The following is a 19,415-nucleotide window of genomic DNA, read 5'->3' on the forward strand; positions in this document are numbered from 1 at the left end:
CGGCAGGTGGCCGCCGTCGACGCCCCGTCAGCGCGCGGCGGCCTCGGCGGCGACGGCGTGCTGCGAGGGGTGCATCGGCATCTCGGTGAGCCCGGGGAAGTAGATGTGCAGGCTGACCGCGGGCGTCAGCGCGTCGTTGACCACCTCGTGGACGTATCCGGGGGCGAAGACCCGCTGCGCGCCGGGGCGCAGCGCATGCCGCACCTCGCCGCCGCCGGACGTCGCGTGCTCCGTCAACTCCCCTTCCAGCACGGTCAGTACGCCGGAGGACCGCCCGTGGTCGTGGCGGCCGCTGCCCTGCCCCGGCAGCCAGCTCAGCAGCCACACCTCGTACCCGGCGGACGGGACCGAGCGCAGCCGGTGGTACCAGCGGGTGGTGGCGTCGTAGCGGACCAGCGGTGCCCAGGAGGCGCGGTCGGCGGCGAGGGAGCGGGCCAGCCCGGCGAAACCGGCGACGGTGGAGGGGTGCGCGGGGACGGGCGGCAGGAGGTGGGCGACGGAGAGCAGGTCACCGGCGATCTGGACATCGCTGTTCATGTGCTTCGGATTCCTCGAAGGACGAGCGGGATGACGCGAACGGGGTGCGACGGCGCGCGGTGGTCTCCCGGTGGGGGCACCGTGCGGGCGCGTGGAGCGGGGGCGCTGCGGGGGTGGTGCGGCGGAGAGGGCTGGAGCTCAGTGGCTTCAACAGCTGGAACAGCGACAGCGAGCGTGCGCAGCGCGCAGCGACCCGTGGCAACGGGTCGTGCGGGGTGCGGAGGTCGCTGGCATGCGACCTAGGAGAACGGTTCGCGTCCGCGATGTCAACCGGACGCCTGCCGCGCCGGTGGGGCTTCACCCCATCCGGTCGCACCGTCCGGCGAAAGGTTTGTCCCCCGTCCGGCGGGAGAAGGGGCCCGGCAGCCGCGCCCGCGTACGCCGTCGCGGTCCGTGGACCGCGCTGTGATCTCTCCCGCTCCGACGCGCGAGGTGCAACGGCGGTGCGGTCGGTCACGTCCCTGTGGGTAATGGGGGCGTACCTCAGGAGTGCGCCCCCAGGGAAGTGTCCGAGTTTTTCAGTATTTGAACACTTTCCGTGTACGTTTGGTTCGGCAGGGTGAATAAGGGGCGCAATAGCAGATCTTGGCTTGACTGGCCCGGATCCCCGCACTTGTAATTTCACTCGTGTCGTTCGGCCGTCATCGATCACGGTCGCATCACGGGGACGTCAAGCAGACGAGGGGCGCACATGACCGAGCTGTTCGAAGAATTGCTGGTCGAAGAGGCGGAAGAGGAGCTCGGCTGGCAGGAGCGCGCACTGTGCGCGCAGACCGACCCCGAGTCCTTCTTCCCGGAGAAAGGCGGCTCCACCCGCGAGGCCAAGAAGGTCTGCCTCGCCTGTGAAGTCCGCTCCGAGTGCCTCGAATACGCCCTCGCCAACGACGAACGCTTCGGAATCTGGGGCGGTCTGTCGGAGCGCGAGCGGCGTCGGCTGAAGAAGGCCGCCGTCTGAAGGCGGCGCGGAAGTCCGCCGGACGGACGGTGCGCGGCCCCGCGGGCCCCGCGGCCGTACCCCGCCAACTCCCCATATCCCCCTATAGCGAACCCACCGCCTCCAGCGCACTCCACGCCGGGGGCGGTCCGCTGCGTGAGGAGCCGGTGGGCGCGGGCGGGTGAACCATTAGTGTGGGGCTCCGTCCGAGACGTGCCGCCGACCCCGGGTGGGCGCGCGCGTCCCTGGGGGGTGTCGTCAACGTCCCGTCCGCCACGCGACGCCCGGCGGTGACGCTTCCCCTGGTAGTCCGTCGCAGTGTCTTCCGGGGGCGCCGGTCCGCGCGGCTTCGCCGCCGGACCCGAACTCCCGGGTCCGGAGGGCCCGTACCTCGATGTCCGTGCACAGCCAGTCGGCGGCCCAGACCGCCACAGATCCCGCAGGCACCCCAGAGTTCCCACGGCATGTCGTCACCGCCGTGATCGTCTCCCACGACGGTGCCCGCTGGCTGCCCGACGCGCTCGCCGGTCTGCAGGGCCAGGAACGCCCGGTGCAGAACGTCATCGGCGCCGACACCGGCAGCGCGGACGACTCCGCCCAACTCCTCGGCGCCGCCCTCGGCGACGAGCGGGTGCTGCACCTCGCCCGCCGCTCCGGCTTCGGCACCGCCGTCGACGAGGCCGTCCGCACCGCCCCCCGGCTCACCCCCGACGACCTGCCGTACCTGCGGCGCCCCAGTGGCTGGGACCCCGTCAGCCGCACCTGGCGCGACGACGCGTACGACATGCCGGAGCTGCCGCACGGCGAACCGGTCCAGTGGCTCTGGCTGCTGCACGACGACTGTGCGCCCGAGCCGACCGCCCTCGCCGAACTGCTCCGCGTCGCCGACGCCAGCCCCTCGGCCGCCGTCATCGGCCCCAAGCTGCGCAGCTGGTACGACCGTCGGCAACTGCTGGAGGTCGGCGTCTCCCTCGCCCGCAGCGGCCGCCGCTGGACCGGTCTGGACCGCCGCGAGCAGGACCAGGGCCAGCACGACCAGGTCCGCCCGGTCCTCTCCGTCTCCAGCGCCGGGATGCTCATCCGCCGCGACGTCTACGAGGAGCTGGGCGGCTTCGACCGGCGGCTGCCGCTGATGCGCGACGACGTCGACCTGTGCTGGCGCGCCCAGTCGGCGGGCCACCAGGTCCTGGTCGCCCCCGACGCGGTGCTGCGGCACGCCGAGGCCGCCGCCCGCGAGCGCCGCACCGTCGACTGCGTCGGCCGCAACGTCGCCAGCCCGCACCGCGTCGACAAGGCCGGTGCCGTCTACACCCTGCTCGCCAACACCCGCGGCGCGCTGCTCCCGTACGTCCTGATCCGGCTGGTCCTCGGCACCGTGCTGCGGGTCCTGGCCTACCTCGTCGGCAAGGTGCCGGGGCAGGCGCTCGACGAACTCGCCGGACTCTTCGGCACCCTGCTGCGGCCCGGCCGGATCCTCGCCGCCCGCAAGCGCAGAGGCCGACCCGCCACCGAGGCGTCCGAACTCCGGCCGCTGTTCCCGCCGCCGGGCGCCACCGTCCGCGTCACCGTCGAGCAGATCGCGGGCAACCTCACCGGACGGGCCGCGCCCGACGTGGCCTCGTCCGGGCGGCACGGCGCGGTGGAGTCCGGGCCGGGCGGGGACGACGCCGACTTCCTCGACGTCGAACAGTTCGCCCGGCTCAAGCGGATCGCCCGCCGCCCGGCGCCGGTCCTCTTCGCGGTGCTGCTGCTGGTCTCGCTGATCGCCTGCCGCGATCTGCTCGGCTCCGGTTCGCTGACCGGCGGCGCGCTGCTGCCCGCGCCCGCGCACGTCTCCGAGCTGTGGGCGTCGTACCTCGACAGCTGGCACCAGGTCGGCACCGGCTCCACCGCCGCGGCGCCGCCCTACCTCGCCGTCCTCGCGCTGCTCTCCACCCTCTTCCTGGGCAGCACCGGCTTCACCCTCACCCTGCTGCTGGTCTGCTCCGTCCCGCTGGCCGGACTCTCCGCCTACTTCGCCTCCCGCCCGCTGGTCGCCTCCCGGCTGCTGCGCGCCTGGGGCAGCGTCGTCTACGCGTTCCTGCCCGCGGCGACCGGCGCCCTGGCCGGGGGCCGTCTGGGCACCGCGGTGCTGGCGATCACCCTCCCGGCGATGGCCCGCGCGGCCGTCGCGGCGGGCGGGCTGCGGCTGGCGCCGGGCACCCGCCCGAGCTGGCGCGCCACCTGGGCGCTGGCGCTGCTGACCGCCTTCACCATGGCGTTCACCCCGGTCGTCTGGCCGCTCGTGGTGGCGCTCGGCCTGGCGCTGCTGGTGCTGCGCGCCCTGGACGGCAACCGCGCGCTGCTCACCGGGTACGCGCTGCGGTTCGTGGCCGTGGCGCTGGCGCCGCTGGTCGTCCTCGCCCCCTGGTCGCTCTCGCTCCTCGCGCACCCCGCGAACTTCTTCCGCGAGGCCGGTCTGGCGTACGGCACCGGCTCCGCGTCCGCCTTCGACCTGCTCTCGATCAGCCCCGGCGGCCCGAAGACCGCGGGCGGTCTGCTGCTGCTCGGCATCGTCCTGGCCGCGCTCGGCGCCGCCCTGCGCGACACCCGGCAGCGCACCATCCGCCTCGCCTGGGCGGTCGCCTTCGCCGCGCTGCTCCTCGCCGCCCTCGGCAACGGCCACGGCTGGACCGGCCCGCTGATGCTGGTCTACGGCCTGGCGCTGCTGACCGCCGCCGCCGTCGGCGCGGAGGGCATCCGCACCCGCATGATCGCCCTTGGCTTCGGCTGGAAGCAGCCGGTGGCCGTGCTGATCGCGCTGGCCTCCGCGCTCGCGCCGCTCTACGCCGCCGTCACCTGGATGATCACCGGCGCCGCCGGACCGCTGGAGCGCCGCGACCCGGTGCAGGTCCCGGCGTTCGTCGCCGAGGAGTCGTCCACCGCCGACCGGGCCCGCACGCTGGTGCTCGACGGCGGCGACGGCCACGTCGGCTACACCCTGGTCCGCGGCTCCGGCGCCGTCCTCGGCGACGCCGACCTGGCCCGCGAGGCCGGGGACGACCGGCGGCTGGGCACCATCGTCGCCAATCTCGTCGCCGGTTCCGGCGCCGACCAGACCAGCCAGCTCGGCGGCTACGCCGTCCGCTACGTCCTCGTCCGCGACGGCGCCCCGCGCGAGATGGGCCGGGTCCTGGACGCGACGCCGGGCCTGACCCGGCTCAGCCAGGACGACGGCAGCGCCCTGTGGCGCGTCGACCGGCGGGTCTCGCGGGCGTCGATCGTGGCGGGCGACGCCACCGACGGCACCCACGCCGGGGACACCGCCGCGCCCGTCGCGGTGGCCGCCGGTCCCGTCGAGGTGCACACGCGGGTGCCCGCCGGGGCCGAGGGCCGGGTGCTGCGGATCGCGGACGCGGCGGACGCGGGCTGGCAGGCCACGCTGGACGGCAAGCCGCTCAAGCCGGTCACCGTCGACGGCTGGGCGCAGGGCTTCGCCCTCCCGGCCGGTGCCGGTCGCCTCGACCTCACCCACGAGAACCCGCTCGGCCACACCCTGTGGACGGCCGCCCAGGGCCTGCTCGCCGTCGTCCTGGTGGTTCTGGCGCTGCCGGGCCGCCGCCGGGAGATCGACGACGACCTGCCCGAGGAGGCCGACGTCGAGGCGCAGGCCGCGGCCGCGACCGGCGACGGCCGCCGCGCCCGCCGGCTGCGCGCCGCCGCCCGGGCCGAGGAGTCCGCCGACACGCCGGAGCCCGCCGCCCCGGACGCCGCGACCCCCGACCCCGGCCGGGAACCGGCGGCACCCCTGTACGACCCGGCCGCCCACGACCCGTACGCCGCGGTACCCCAGCAGCAGTACGACCCGTGGGGCACCACCCCGCACCAGCCCGGCGACCCGTCGGCCGTGCCGCAGCAGTACGGGCACGACGGTGGCGACCCGACGGCGGTGCCGCAGCAGTACGGGCACGACGGTGGCGACCCCTCGGCCGTGCCGCAGCAGTACGGGCACGACGCCGGTGACATCGCGCAGAACCCGTACGGGTACGGGCAGCCCGACCCCTACCAGCAGTCCGGTGGCTACCCGGCCGACCCGTACGGGGCCGGTGTCCCGCAGCCGGGCGGCTACGACCCGTACGCCTACGGACAGCAGCCCTACCCGGGGCAGCAGCCCTACGACGGGCAGCAGATCCCGGCCCAGCAGCCCTACGACGACGGCACGACGTACCCCGGCCCGCCCGCCGGACCGCGCCGTGACGGGAGCGAGCAGCAGTGAAGCGCACGATGATGACCCTGACCGCCGCGGCGGTCGCGCTCGCCGCGGCCACCGGCGTCGCCGCCGTCGCCGCCCCCGGGGGCGCCCCGCAGGCGGCGCCCGGCGCGGCCCGTAAGCCGGTCGAGCGCTCCGCGCTGCTCTGCCCGACCCCGACCTCCTCGGAGGTCGGCGAGACCACCTACACCGCCTTCGCGCCCAAGGGCGCCACCGGCAAGGGCACCGCAGCCCTCCAGGCCGCCGGAACGGTCCAGCAGGACACCGGAGGCAAGGGCGGCAAGGGGAAGGGCAAGGGGGACAAGGGCGACGACGGCGGCGGGCAGCAGACCGTGCCGCCGCACGACACCAAGCCCGTCGCCCCGCTCACATCCGCGGGCACCCCCGTCACCGCCACCACCAACCGCTCCGACGCGCCCGCGCTGACCGGCGAGGCCGACGGCGCGTTCGCCCCCGGCTGGACCGTCCAGCAGACCACCACGGTCGCCGCGGGCGCCGGGCGCGGGCTGCTCGGCCTGAGCTGCGTGGCGCCCGACACCACCTTCTGGTTCCCGGGCGTCGGCACCGGCAAGGACCGGCAGGACTACGTCCACCTCACCAACCCCGACGCCACCCAGGCCGTCGTCGATCTCGAACTGCGCGGCAAGGACGGCGCGCTGAGCGGCGACGCGGGCGAGAACATCGCCGTCCCGCCGCACACCACCGTCCCGGTGCTGCTCTCCACCCTCACCACCTCCCCGCAGCCCGACGCGGCGCTGCACGTCACCGCCCGCGAGGGCCGGGTCGGCGCCTCCGTCCAGGCCACCGACACCCACAAGGGCGGCGACTGGCTCCCGGCCGCCGCCGACCCGGCGCCCGGCGCGGTCCTCCCCGGCATCCCCGCCGACGCCACCGCCGTCCGGCTGGTCGTCCTCGCGACGGGCGACACCGACGCCGACCTGAAGGTCCAGCTGGCCACCCCGACCGGCTCGATCACCCCGGCCGGACTGGAGACGCTGCACGTCAAGAGCGGGATGACGACGGCGGTCGACCTCAAGCCGCAGGGCGAGGCGGGCTCGCTGGTGCTCTCGCCCGCCGACAGCGGCTCCCGCGCCCCGATCGTCGCGGCGCTCCAGGTGGTCCGCGGCAAGGGCGCCGACCAGGAGATGGCGTTCATCCCCGCGACCCGCCCCGTCGAGCAGCGCGCCACCGCCGCCGACAACCGCGCCAAGGGCGCCACGCTGTCGCTGGTCGCCCCCGAGAAGGGCAAGGACGCCAAGGTCACCGTCACCGCCTCGGCGGGCAGCGGGGGCGGCAGCCCGGTCAGCAAGACGTACACGGTCAAGGGCGGCACCACCCTCGCCGTCGACCCGCCGCGCCCGCAGGGCCTCAAGGGCAACTACGCGCTGACGGTGGAACCGGCCCCCGGCAGCGGCCCCGTCCACGCGGCCCGCATGCTGGCCCAGCCGCAGGGCGGCGTCCCCGCCTTCACCGTCCAGACGCTGCCGGACGACCGCGGCACGGTGGTCGTCCCGACGGCCGGTCAGGACCTCTCGCTGCTGACGGACTGAGGGACCGGGCCGGTGGGCCCGCGCGCGGTCAGTCCTGGCCGTAGCGCGGGTCGACCGACTCCGGCGCCAGCCCGAGGAGTTCGGCGACCTGCTCGACGACGATCTCGTGGACCAGCAGCGCCCGCTCGTCACGGCTCTTGGTGCGGATCTCGACCGGGCGGCGGTAGACGATCACGCGGTCGCGGTGCGGCCCGGCGGCGGGCTCCGCCCGGCCCAGCGGCACCGTCCCGTCGTCCGGCTCCGCCCCGTCCTCCGGGCCGAACAGCGGCACCTCCTGGACGAGGAAGTCGACGCCGGACAGCTGCGGCCAGCGCCGCTCCAGCCGGTCGCGCGCATCGTGGACCAGATCCTCGAAGGCGTCGGCGCGGCTGACGGAGAGCGGCACCTGCGGCGGGGCGACGGGACCGCGCATGCCACGGCCGTGGCGGTCACGGCGGCGCGGGCGCGGCTCCGTCGGGCGGGGCGGTTCGGGCGTGTCCATCGCCTCCGAGCGTAGCCGCCGCGGCCCGTCCGGGGAGGCGGAGCGAGCCATCCGGGAACACGGGGGCGGATGACCGGTCCGATAACGATTGTGTTCATTTGGCGCGCCCCCGTCCGCCACCCGCCCCCCGACCCGCGTCACGCCCTTCTTCCTCTCCGCTCCACGGCCTCCCGCCACCGATTCATCCCTTTCCTCCGCATCCTCGTCCGGGGAATCCCGCGATACCGCCCCCGAGCGGCGTCCGTTCCGGCTCCGCGCGGCCCTTTCCGTGCCGTCCGGCGCAGGCCGCCGCGAGCGGGTGCAGGTCAGACGCACCGGACGAACTGGGACGACACGGTCGGGTGAGCGGGAGGTGAGTCGTCGCGGCCCGGTCAAGAGTGCGGTACCGTCCAACGTCGTGAGCCCTGTACGTCGCTGTTCGCGCACTGCGTGCGGCCGCCCCGCCGTCGCAACGCTGACGTACGTCTACGCGGATTCGACCGCCGTGCTCGGACCGCTCGCCACCTACGCGGAACCCCACTGCTACGACCTGTGCGCCGAGCACTCCGAGCGCCTGACCGCCCCCCGCGGCTGGGAAGTCGTCCGCCTGGCCATCGAGCCCGGTCCGGCCCGCCCCAGCGGTGACGACCTCGAAGCGCTCGCCAACGCGGTACGCGAGGCGGCCCGTCCCCCGGAGCGCCCCGCCGCCCCGGAGCGGCCCGAAACCCGCGAGACCCCGCAGCAGCCGGGCGCCGTCCGCCGCGGACACCTCCGCGTGCTGCGGTCACCGGACTCCTGACCGTGGTTTCCTGACGCCGGACCGGACGCCCGGCCCGCTCCCCGGCGCCGGGCCGAACTTCCGGTGTCCGGCAGCCTTCTGACGCGGTGTTGACGCCGCCGTGGGGCCGCCCTGACCATGCCTCCACTCCCCGCCTGATCCGATTCCGCACCGTGGAACACGCCACGGTGCGGAGCGGCCGGGGAACCCCGTCTGGAGGCCCCGTGTTCGTCCAGCACCTGGCTCCCGTGGCCGACTCGCCCGCGCTCTCCGCCCTCGTCGCCGCGCTGCCCCTGGTCACCGTCCTCGTCCTGCTCGGCGCCGTCCGGATGCGCGCCCACCGCGCCGGACTCACCTCTCTCGCCGTCGCACTGGCCGTCGCCGTCCTCGTCTACGGCATGCCCACGGGGCAGGCGCTCTCCGCCGCCGCCCAGGGCGCCGTCTTCGGCCTCTTCCCGATCCTGTGGATCGTCGTCAACGCCCTGTGGGTGTACCGGATGACGGTCCGCACCCGCCACTTCGACGTCCTGCGCCGCTCCTTCTCCCGCCTCTCCGACGACCCGCGCGTCCAGGCGCTCGTCATCGCCTTCTGCTTCGGCGCCCTGCTGGAGGCGCTGGCCGGGTTCGGCGCGCCCGTCGCCATCAGCGCGGTGATGCTGGTCGCCCTCGGCTTCGACCCGGTCAAGGCGGCGGTCGTCGCCCTCGTCGCCAACACCGCGCCCGTCGCGTTCGGCGCCATGGGCACCCCGGTCGTCACCCTCGCCCAGGTCACGGGCGTCCCGCTGGACCGCCTCGCCGCCGTGGTGGGCCGTCAGACGCCGCTGCTCGCCCTCGTCGTCCCGCTGCTGCTGGTCCTCCTCGTCGACGGGCGGCGCGGGCTGCGCGAGACCTGGCGGCCCGCGCTCGCCTGCGGACTCGCCTTCGCCACCGTGCAGTTCGCCGCCGCCACCTACGTCTCCGCCCAACTCGCCGACATCGGCGCCGCACTGGCCGGTGCCGCCGCCCTCGCCGTCCTGCCCGCGGCCCGCCGCCCGGCCACCGCGGAGGTCCGTGCCGCCGTCCTGACCGGCGCCCGCGGCGCCGAACCCGACCACCCCGACCCCCGGCGCACGGTCCTTCGCGCGTACGCCCCCTACGCCCTCATCGTCGTGATCTTCTCCGTGGCACAGATCCCCCTGGTCAGGGACGTCCTGGCGCGGGCGACGCGCACCGTCGACTGGCCGTTCCTCGACGTCGTGGACGCGGACGGCACCAGGGTCGGCGGCAACGTCCTCACCCTGCCGCTCCTCGCCACCGGCGGCACCCTGGTCCTCCTCGCCGGGGCGCTGACCGCCGCCGTCCTCGGCGTCCGCGCCGCCGACGCGGTCCGCGAATGGGCCGCGACCGTCCACGAGTTACGGCGCGCGATCCTCACCGTCACCGCCGTCCTCGCGCTCGCCTACGTCATGAACCTCTCCGGGGCGGCCACCACCATCGGCCACGCCGTCGCCGCCGCCGGAGCCGGACTCGCCCTGCTCTCCCCGGTGCTCGGCTGGTTCGGCGTCGCCGTCTCCGGGTCCGACACCTCCGCCAACGCGCTCTTCGGCGCCCTCCAGGTCACCGCCGCCCGCCAGTCGGGCCTGGCGCCCGACCTCCTCGCCGCCGCCAACAGCTCCGGCGGCGTCCTCGGCAAGATGATCTCCCCGCAGAACCTCACCATCGCCTGCGCCGCCGTCGGACTCGCCGGACGCGAGGGCGACCTGCTCCGCCGCGTCCTGCCGTGGAGCCTGGCGTTGCTGCTGGTCATGTGCCTGATCGTGGTCGCCCAGAGCACCGCCGTCCTGGGCTGGATGCTGCCCTGACACCCCGCCACCCGGGGCGCGGTCCACCGGCCCGCCCCGGGTGCCGCGCCCGTCCGCGGGGCGCCTGGCGCGTACCCGACGTCCGCCCGGACCGCTGTCGGTACCTCCGGGTAGGTTGGATCTCCCGTACCGAATCCAGGAGGCCGGCCGTGGCGGATCTGTCGCAGCTCGTGAAGGCGTACGACGTACGCGGTGTGGTGCCCGATCAGTGGGACGAGTCGCTCGCGGAGCTGTTCGGCGCCGCCTTCACCCAGGTGACCGGCGCCGACGCGCTCGTCATCGGGCACGACATGCGGCCCTCCTCGCCGGGGCTGGCCGCCGCGTTCGCGCGCGGCGCCGCGGTGCGCGGTGCGGACGTCACCCACATCGGCCTCTGCTCCACCGACGAGCTGTACTTCGCCAGCGGCGCCCTCGGTCTGCCCGGCGCGATGTTCACCGCCTCGCACAACCCCGCGCAGTACAACGGCATCAAGATGTGCCGCGCCGGTGCCGCCCCCGTCGGCCAGGACACCGGGCTCGCCGAGATCCGCACCCTGGTGGAGGGCTGGGCGGACGGCGGCGCCCCGGAGCCCGCCGCCACCCCCGGCACCGTCGGCGAACGCGACGTCCTGGGCGAGTACGCCGCCCACCTGCGCTCCCTCGTCGACCTCTCCGCGATCCGCCCGCTGAAGGTCGTCGTCGACGCGGGCAACGGCATGGGCGGCCACACCGTCCCCACCGTCCTCGCCGGGCTGCCCCTGGAGGTGGACGCGCTCTACTTCGAGCTGGACGGCTCGTTCCCGAACCACGAGGCCAACCCCCTCGACCCGAAGAACATCGTCGACCTCCAGGCCCGCGTCCGCGCCACCGGCGCCGACCTCGGCCTCGCCTTCGACGGCGACGCCGACCGCTGCTTCGTCGTCGACGAGAACGGCGACCCGGTCCCCCCGTCCGCGATCACCGCCCTGGTCGCCGCCCGCGAGCTGGCCAAACACCCCGGCGGCACGGTCATCCACAACTGCATCACCTCCTGGTCGGTCCCCGAGGTGGTGAAGGAGAACGGCGGCACCGCCGTCCGCACCCGCGTCGGCCACTCCTTCATCAAGGAGCAGATGGCGAAGACCGGCGCGATCTTCGGCGGCGAGCACTCCGCCCACTACTACTTCCGCGACTTCTGGAACGCCGACACCGGCATGCTCGCCGCCCTCCACGTCCTCGCGGCCCTCGGCGGCCAGGACCGCCCGCTCTCCCAGCTGGTCGCGGAGTACGACCGCTACGCCGCCTCCGGCGAGATCAACAGCACCGTCGCCGACCAGGCGGGCCGCCTCGCCGCCATCAAGACCGCCTACGAGCAGCGCGACGGCGTCACCCTCGACGAACTCGACGGCCTCACCGTCACCGCCGCCGACTGGTGGTTCAACCTCCGCGCCTCCAACACCGAACCCCTCCTCCGCCTGAACGTCGAGGCCCGCGACCCGGAAACGGTCGCCCGGGTACGGGACGAGGTGCTGGCCGTGGTGCGGGCGTAACGGCACGGCCCGGGCCGTCCGGCTGATGGCGGCGGGCACGCTGGCCCGGCCGGGGCTGCCGAGCTGGCCGGGGGCGAGCCGCCGCGGCGGGGGACTATCGCCGAGGTGGCCGGGGCGCACGCCTCGCCCGCCGCCCGGCCGGCCCGCCGACGGGCCCGCGTCCCACCTGCGGCAGCGGGCCGACCCCGCCGCACCTCGGGGCCCGGCCCGTCCCACCTACGGCTTCGGCCCGACGCCCCCGTCGCCGGGCCACCGGATGCACACCCTGGTCCCGGCCGCCATCCCCTGTGCCCCGCCCGCGGGCGCAGGCCGCCCCCCGCCGCACCTCGGCGCCCGCTCCCGTCCCACCGACGGCTTCGGCCCGACGCCCCCGTCGCCCGGCCACCGGACGCACGCTCCGGTCTCGGCCGCCACCCACCCGCGCCCCGCCCGGGAGAGCGCCGCACCCGCCTCCCGGCCCCGTCCCACCGACGGCCCCGCCGTACGCCCCCCCGCCCCCGACGACAGGCCCCCCGCCCCCGCCCGGCGGTAGGCTGGCGGGGCCGCAACCATCGAAGGAGCAAGCCCCCATGCCGGTCGACGCCAGCCTCATCGAGATCCTCGCCTGCCCCGCGTGCCACGCCCCGCTGGCCGACCGGACCGCGGACGACCCCGCCGAGCTGGTCTGCACCTCCGCCACCTGCGGTCTCGCCTACCCCGTGCGGGACGGCATCCCCGTACTCCTCGTCGACGAGGCCCGCCGCCCCGCCTGACCGGACGCCGCCGGGGGCCCGCCCCCGGCACCGCCCGGCGTGTCCCGCCCGCACCGGCGAACGGAGGCCGCGCCCACCATGCTCGACGAGTCACTCCTCGACAACCCCGAGGCGCTGGCCCGCGCCGACCGCTTCGGTCTGCTGCGCGGCGTCGCCGAATCCGGCGCCCGGGTCCGCACCGCCGCCCGCGGCGCCGCCGAGGCCGGTATCCCCGACCTCGTCCCCGACGGGCGGCCCCGCGCCGTCCTCGTCGCCGGGCCGGGCCCCGTCGCCCCCTGCGTCGCCGACCTCTTCGGCGCGCTCGGCGGCGGCAGCTGCCCCGTCACCCACATCCCGCCCACCGGCGTCGACGCCCGCCCCGGCGCCCTGCGCTGGGCGCTGCCCGGCTGGTGCGGCCCCCTCGACCTGATCCTCGTCGCCGGACCCGACGGCTCCGACCCCGGCCTCGCCGAGCTGGTCGAGGGCGCCTACCGCCGCGGCTGCTCCGTCGTCGCCGTCACCCCCGCCGGATCCCCGCTCGCCGAAGCCGTCCGCCAGGCCCGCGGCCTCGCCGTCCCGCTGGCGACCACCGCCTACGACGCCGAGTTCGACGTCGAGGGCGCCCCGCCCGCCGCCCCCGGCACCCTCTGGTCGCTGCTCACCCCGATCCTCGCGCTCGCCGACCGGATCGGCCTGCTCAGCGCCCCGCCCGAGGTGCTCGACCGCCTCGCCGACCGCCTCGACCAACTCGCCGAGAGCTGCGGACCGGCCCTCGCCACGTACACCAACCCGGCGAAGACACTGGCCGCCGAGGTCGCCGACGCGCTCCCGCTGATCTGGACCGAGGGCCGGGTGGCCGGTGCCGTCGGCCGCCACTTCGCCACCGAACTCGCGAGCCTCGCCGGACGCCCGGCCCTCGCCGCCGAACTCCCCGAGGCGCTCACCGCCCACCGCACCCTGCTCTCCGGCGCCCTCGCCGCCGGTGCCGACCCGGACGACTTCTTCCGCGACCGCGTCGAACAGCCCGCGGCCCTCCACGCCCGCGTCATCCTCCTGCGCGAGAACGCCCCCGGCCCGCTCTCCGCCACCCGCGCCGCCCACGCCCTCGCCGAGGAACGCGGCACCGCCGTCAGCGCGCCGGAGCCCCCGGACGGCACGGACCTGGAGACCGCCGCCGAACTACTCGCCATCGCGGATTTCGCCGCCGTTTACCTCGCGCTCGCCGACACCGAGTGATCTGTGGGGGCCGCCCCGCGGCCACCCGTACGGGAGCCCTCCCGTACGCCCCACAGGAACCGTCACCCCGCCGGAACCCGCACGCCACGCAGGAAGCAGCAGCCCCATGGACCGCCTCGTCAACACCGTGCGCCCCTACGCCTGGGGCTCCGTCACCGCCCTCCCGGAGCTGCTCGGCACCGAACCGACCGGTGAACCCCAGGCCGAGATGTGGATGGGCGCCCACCCCGGCGCCCCCTCCCGTATCGACCGCGGCGCCGGACCCGTCTCCCTGGCCGACGTCATCGCCGCCGACCCCGAGGCCGAACTGGGCGAAGCCGCCGTCGACGCCTTCGGCCCCCGGCTGCCCTTCCTCCTCAAACTCCTCGCCGCGGGCTCTCCGCTCTCCCTCCAGGTCCACCCCGACCGCGCCCAGGCCGAGACGGGCTACGCCGCCGAGGAGCGCCGCGGCGTCCCCCTCGACGCCCCGCACCGTAACTACAAGGACCCGCACCACAAGCCCGAGCTGCTCTGCGCCCTCACCCCCTTCGAGGGGCTCTGCGGCTTCCGCCACCCCGCCGAGGCCGCCGACCTGCTGGCGGGCCTGGACGTCGACGCGCTCAAGCCGTACGTCGACATCCTGCGCGCCGCACCGGAGGCCGATGCGCTGCGCGAGGTCCTCACCGCCCTCCTCGGCACCGACCGCGCCGCCCTCGCCGACTCCGTCGACCGCGCCGCCGCGGCCGCCGCCCAGCGGGGCGCGGAAGACGGCCCGCACGCCCCCGCCTACGCCGCGTACGCCGCCCTCGCCCACCACTACCCGGGCGACCCCGGCGTCCTCGCCGCGATGCTGCTCCACCACGTCACCCTCCAGCCCGGCGAGGCGCTCTTCCTCGGCGCCGGCATCCCGCACGCCTACCTCAACGGCCTCGGCGTCGAGCTGATGGCCAACTCCGACAACGTGCTCCGCTGCGGCCTGACCCCCAAGCACATCGACGTCCCCGAACTGCTGCGCGTCGTCCGCTTCACCCCCGGCGACCCCGGCATCCTCCGCCCCGAGGAGACCGACGGCGAGGAGATCTACGACACCCCCGCCGACGAGTTCCGGCTCTCCCGCTACGCCCTCGCCCCCGGCGCCGCCCCCCGCCCCCTGGACGCCCGGACCCCGCAGGTGCTGCTCTGCACGGCGGGCACGGTCCTGGTCGCCGCCGAACTCCCTTCCACGGAAGGAGAGTTGCGCCTCACTCCTGGGCAGTCGGCCTTCGTCCCGGCCGGGGAACACGTCACCGTCTCCGGTGAAGGCACCCTCTTCCGCGCCACGGTCGTCGCGTAACGCCCACCCGCGCCCACCGGGCCCGGCAACTCCCCGGCCCCGCCCCTGACCTGCCACGACAGCCGGGGCCATGGTCCACCGACCGGGCACCCCGAACCGCCCTCCGGCCGGGCTGCAAGAATGACGCCCCACATCTTTAAAGGGGCAGTAAAGCCCGGCCGACGGAAGGGACATACGGCACTCATGAGTGCATCAGGCGGAACCAAGGCGATCGTTGCGGCGCTGGGCGCCAACCTGGCGATCGCCGTAGCGAAGTTCGTGGCGTTCGCCTTCAGCGGCTCGTCGTCCATGCTCGCCGAGGGCGTGCACTCGATCGCCGACTCCGGCAACCAGGGCCTGCTCCTGCTCGGCGGCAAGAAGGCCAAGCGCGCCGCCACCGAGGAACACCCCTTCGGCTACGGCCGCGAGCGCTACATCTACGGCTTCCTCGTCTCGATCGTCCTCTTCACCATCGGCGGCGTCTTCGCGCTCTACGAGGGCTACGAGAAGATCCACGACCCGCACGCCCTCGAGAACTGGTACTGGCCCGTCGGCGTCCTCCTCTTCGCCGTCCTCGCCGAAGGCTTCTCCTTCCGTACGGCCCTGAAGGAATCCAACGAGCTGCGCGGCAAGCAGAGCTGGGCGCAGTTCATCCGCCGCGCCAAGGCCCCCGAGCTGCCCGTCGTCCTGCTGGAGGACTTCGGCGCCCTCATCGGACTCGTCCTCGCCCTGTGCGGCGTCGGCCTCACCCTGGCCACCGGCGACGGCATCTGGGACGGCATCGGCACGATGTGCATCGGCACCCTCCTGGTGCTGATCGCGCTGGTCCTGGCGGCGGAGACCAAGTCGCTGCTGCTCGGCGAGGCCGCCGGTGCCGACCAGGTCGCCAAGATCCGCGAGGCGGTCGTCGACGGCGACACCGTCACCCGCGTCATCCACATGCGCACCCTCCACCTCGGCCCCGAGGAACTGCTGGTCGCCGCCAAGATCGCGGTGGAGCACGACGACACCGCCCGCGAGGTCGCCGACGCGATCAACGCCGCCGAGGAACGCATCCGCGCCGCCGTCCCGATCGCCCGGGTCATCTACCTGGAGCCCGACATCTACGACGAGGCCGCCGCAGCCGCCGGTGCCGACCCCGAGAAGTCCCCCGGCGGCCGCTGACCCCGCAGCCACCGCCGCCCCGAAGGCCCCGCTCCCCGGAGCGGGGCCTTCGCGCGCACCGGCCCGCCCCTCCAGGCGCGGGGGAGGACTCCGCCCCCACCGGCAACCGCACGATCTCGGCCCCGATCGCCCTCCCCGCCCCACCCCGGGCAGCGCCCCCGCCGAGGCGCCGTCCCGCACGGCCACCCGCACCGGCCCCTCCCCACGCCCCCGTACGGCCCGGCCCAGGCGCCCCGGGCCGCCGCCCCCGCAGCGCACAGAATGAGCCGAGGCGGGCTGGGGCCGCCGGGCCGGTCGGTGTAGATTCGTCCCCAGTGCCAGACGTCGCTGCTGATGGCGGTCGGGCGGCCCGCACCGCGGACCGGCCGAGGGAGAGAGGGCCTCCGACGGACTGCGCTGCGGCCAGGGGAGAGGTGCGTCCGCTTCCGCGTGCGCTGCCGCCTGCCCGCGCCGCAGACTGCCCAGCCCGACATCCACCTCGCCGTACGAGGAGCAGCCCGTATGACCACCGCAGCCACCGGCCAGGACTTCAAGGTCGCCGACCTCTCCCTCGCCGCCTTCGGCCGCAAGGAGATCACCCTCGCCGAGCACGAGATGCCCGGCCTGATGGCGATCCGCAAGGAGTACGCCGCGGCCCAGCCCCTGGCCGGCGCCCGCGTCACCGGCTCCCTGCACATGACCGTCCAGACCGCCGTCCTCATCGAGACCCTCGTCGCCCTCGGCGCCGAGGTCCGCTGGGCGTCCTGCAACATCTTCTCCACCCAGGACCACGCCGCCGCGGCCATCGCCGTCGGCCCCAACGGCACCCCGGACAACCCCCAGGGCGTCCCGGTCTTCGCCTGGAAGGGCGAGTCCCTGGAGGAGTACTGGTGGTGCACGGAGCAGGCCCTGACCTGGCCGAACTCGCCCACCGGCGGCCCGAACATGATCCTCGACGACGGTGGCGACGCCACCCTCCTCGTCCACAAGGGCGTCGAGTACGAGAAGGCCGGCAAGGTCCCCTCCGTCGACACCGCCGAGAGCGATGAGCACCGCGCCATCCTGGAACTGCTCACCCGCACGGTCGCCGCGACCCCGCAGAAGTGGACCCGCCTCGCCTCGGAGATCCGCGGCGTGACGGAGGAGACCACCACCGGCGTCCACCGTCTCTACGAGATGCACCGCGACGGCGACCTCCTCTTCCCGGCGATCAACGTCAACGACGCCGTCACCAAGTCGAAGTTCGACAACAAGTACGGCTGCCGCCACTCCCTCGTCGACGGCATCAACCGCGCCACCGACGTCCTCATCGGCGGCAAGACCGCCGTGATCTGCGGCTACGGCGACGTCGGCAAGGGCTGCGCGGAGTCGCTCCGCGGCCAGGGCGCCCGCGTGATCATCACCGAGGTCGACCCGATCTGCGCACTCCAGGCGGCGATGGACGGCTACCAGGTCACCACCCTGGACGAGGTCGTCGAGACCGCCGACATCTTCGTCACGACGACCGGCAACAAGGACATCATCATGGCCTCCGACATGGCCCGGATGAAGCACCAGGCCATCGTCGGCAACATCGGCCACTTCGACAACGAGATCGACATGGCCGGCCTCGCCAAGCTCGACGGCATCGTCAAGGACGAGGTCAAGCCGCAGGTCCACACCTGGACCCACCCCGACGGCAAGGTCCTGATCGTCCTCTCCGAGGGCCGTCTGCTGAACCTCGGCAACGCGACCGGCCACCCCTCCTTCGTGATGTCCAACTCCTTCGCGGACCAGACCCTGGCCCAGATCGAGCTGTTCACCAAGCCGGAGGAGTACCCGACCGACGTCTACGTCCTGCCCAAGCACCTGGACGAGAAGGTCGCCCGCCTCCACCTGGACGCGCTGGGCGTCAAGCTCACCACGCTCCGCCCGGAGCAGGCCGCCTACATCGGCGTCGAGGTCGAGGGCCCGTACAAGCCCGACCACTACCGCTACTGAGCAGCCGCGTAACACCCGCAGCAGCCGGTGAAGCCAGGCCCTCGCCCCACCGGGCGAGGGCCTGGCCCGTACCGCCCCACCGGCCCGCACCCGCCCGCTCCAAGGACCCCCATGCCCCGCGGCCACTACTCCCTGCACGATCCGCACGACCACACCCCCCTCGGCGAAGAACATTTCCACTGCGCCACCGGCCCCTCCGGCTGGCGCTACGTCTCCCAGATCACCGCCCCCTCCGGCGACCACCTCGGCTCCGTCGACCTCACCCTCGACGAACGGGGCCGCCCCCTCCGCCTCGAACTCCACGCAGGCGGCTGGCAGGTACGCGGCGCCGCACTCGACGGCGTCACCTGGGTCCGCACCGACCCGACCGGCGCACACGCCACGGAGGGCAACGTCCCCGCCCATGCCTTCACCGGCGCGTCCCCGGCCTTTCTCATCGCCACCGCCCGGCTGCTGCGCCCCGCACCCGGCGCCGGAGCGGTCCGCACCCGGCTCGTGGCCTTCACACCCCCCGTCCTCGCCCCCCGCACGCTCGATCAGTCCTGGGCGCTGGTCTCGAGCACAGCACACGCCACTGACAACGCCCCGCTGATCGACGACGCGTACCAGGTCAACGACCTGGAGACCGGTGAACAACACACCGTCCACCTCACCGGCGACGTGGTCCTCTCCGCCCCCGGCATCGAGCTCGAATCGCTCGACTCCCCGCCGTCGGCCTTCGCGTAACCGAGGCCCACCGCCCCCGATGTGCATCGGGCACAGCTGACCTGCTAGTGTCCATACCTCCCCAGGAAAACCGTTGACACGGGCATCTCGGGGAGGTAGATTCGAACGGTTGCCAGGAGCTGGACAGGCTCCATCGCAACGGTTAGTCTCATATCTCGCTCCGGCCAGAATTCAATTCGGCGGAGCCACTCGAATCACTTAGCAGAAGCTTCCGCCGATTAATCGGTCGAAATACTTCTGATAATGTTCGGGTCAGCCGAAAGGCAAAACCCCTCCGACGGGTAATCGGAAACGAATTCGGACCGGAAACGGCGAGAAACGGATCTGATAGAGTCGGAAAGGCCGGAAAGCAAAAGCAAGAAGGCCAACCCCGCTCCAACAGGGGGCCGGAAACGCCCAGCGGATCTGGTAAGGTTGGAACCGCGGAAAAGCCGAAAGGCCCGACCGCACC

At 74.5% G+C, this 19,415-nt stretch carries 14 protein-coding genes; 12 read left to right on the forward strand and 2 right to left on the reverse strand.

What is annotated here, in order from left to right:
* Positions 1-27: 27 nt before the first annotated feature.
* On the reverse strand, positions 28-537 hold the full coding sequence (locus IF23_RS0110695; protein ID WP_030282285.1) for a cysteine dioxygenase: 510 nt from the start codon (positions 535-537) through the stop codon (positions 28-30).
* Positions 538-1,228: 691 nt separating this feature from the next.
* Between IF23_RS0110695 and IF23_RS0110700 the strand changes: the two genes are divergently transcribed.
* From IF23_RS0110700 to IF23_RS0110710, 3 genes are all read left to right on the forward strand, one after another.
* On the forward strand, positions 1,229-1,492 hold the full coding sequence (locus IF23_RS0110700) for a WhiB family transcriptional regulator (RefSeq protein WP_030282286.1): 264 nt from the start codon (positions 1,229-1,231) through the stop codon (positions 1,490-1,492).
* A gap of 373 nt (positions 1,493-1,865) precedes the next feature.
* Entirely contained in the window at positions 1,866-5,726 is a 3,861-nt protein-coding gene (locus IF23_RS0110705; RefSeq protein WP_030282288.1) for a glycosyltransferase, read from the forward strand.
* Positions 5,723-7,270 carry a DUF5719 family protein gene (locus tag IF23_RS0110710; RefSeq protein WP_030282290.1) on the forward strand — a complete coding sequence of 516 codons (1,548 nt, stop codon included), beginning with the start codon at positions 5,723-5,725 and terminating at the stop codon, positions 7,268-7,270. Before IF23_RS0110705 ends, IF23_RS0110710 begins: the two co-directional genes overlap by 4 nt.
* Positions 7,271-7,298: 28 nt before the next feature.
* Here the strand turns inward: IF23_RS0110710 and IF23_RS0110715 are convergent, their stop codons facing one another.
* On the reverse strand, positions 7,299-7,751 hold the full coding sequence (locus IF23_RS0110715) for a metallopeptidase family protein (protein ID WP_030282292.1): 453 nt from the start codon (positions 7,749-7,751) through the stop codon (positions 7,299-7,301).
* Positions 7,752-8,103: 352 nt separating this feature from the next.
* Here IF23_RS0110715 and IF23_RS0110720 point away from each other — a divergent pair, with 352 nt between their 5' ends.
* The 9 genes from IF23_RS0110720 (at position 8,104) to IF23_RS0110760 (ending at position 18,964) form a co-directional block, all read left to right on the forward strand.
* Positions 8,104-8,529: a DUF3499 domain-containing protein gene (locus IF23_RS0110720; protein ID WP_078653901.1), complete on the forward strand. Its 426-nt coding sequence runs from the start codon at positions 8,104-8,106 to the stop codon at positions 8,527-8,529.
* Between the two features lie 203 nt (positions 8,530-8,732).
* Entirely contained in the window at positions 8,733-10,349 is a 1,617-nt protein-coding gene (locus tag IF23_RS0110725; protein ID WP_030282296.1) for an L-lactate permease, read from the forward strand.
* Positions 10,350-10,498: 149 nt separating this feature from the next.
* On the forward strand, positions 10,499-11,857 hold the full coding sequence (locus tag IF23_RS0110730; RefSeq protein WP_030282298.1) for a phosphomannomutase/phosphoglucomutase: 1,359 nt from the start codon (positions 10,499-10,501) through the stop codon (positions 11,855-11,857).
* 569 nt (positions 11,858-12,426) lie between these two features.
* Positions 12,427-12,609: a Trm112 family protein gene (locus tag IF23_RS0110735; protein WP_030282300.1), complete on the forward strand. Its 183-nt coding sequence runs from the start codon at positions 12,427-12,429 to the stop codon at positions 12,607-12,609.
* 78 nt (positions 12,610-12,687) lie between these two features.
* Positions 12,688-13,824, forward strand: coding sequence for an SIS domain-containing protein (locus IF23_RS0110740; RefSeq protein ID WP_030282301.1), 1,137 nt, complete (start codon positions 12,688-12,690; stop codon positions 13,822-13,824).
* Between the two features lie 106 nt (positions 13,825-13,930).
* Positions 13,931-15,136: a mannose-6-phosphate isomerase, class I gene (gene manA / locus IF23_RS0110745; protein ID WP_030282302.1), complete on the forward strand. Its 1,206-nt coding sequence runs from the start codon at positions 13,931-13,933 to the stop codon at positions 15,134-15,136.
* A gap of 183 nt (positions 15,137-15,319) precedes the next feature.
* Positions 15,320-16,279 (forward strand): cation diffusion facilitator family transporter, encoded by a 960-nt coding sequence (locus IF23_RS0110750; RefSeq protein WP_030282303.1) that lies wholly within the window; start codon positions 15,320-15,322, stop codon positions 16,277-16,279.
* 501 nt (positions 16,280-16,780) lie between these two features.
* Complete coding sequence (gene ahcY / locus IF23_RS0110755) at positions 16,781-18,238, forward strand: adenosylhomocysteinase (RefSeq protein ID WP_030282304.1); 1,458 nt, start codon at positions 16,781-16,783, stop codon at positions 18,236-18,238.
* Between the two features lie 111 nt (positions 18,239-18,349).
* A complete protein-coding gene (locus tag IF23_RS0110760) occupies positions 18,350-18,964 on the forward strand; it encodes a hypothetical protein (RefSeq protein ID WP_030282305.1) in 615 nt (204 codons plus the stop codon).
* The last annotated feature ends 451 nt before the right edge of the window (positions 18,965-19,415 follow it).

Source organism: Streptomyces catenulae (genome assembly GCF_000718015.1).
Lineage (GTDB): Bacteria > Actinomycetota > Actinomycetes > Streptomycetales > Streptomycetaceae > Streptomyces > Streptomyces catenulae.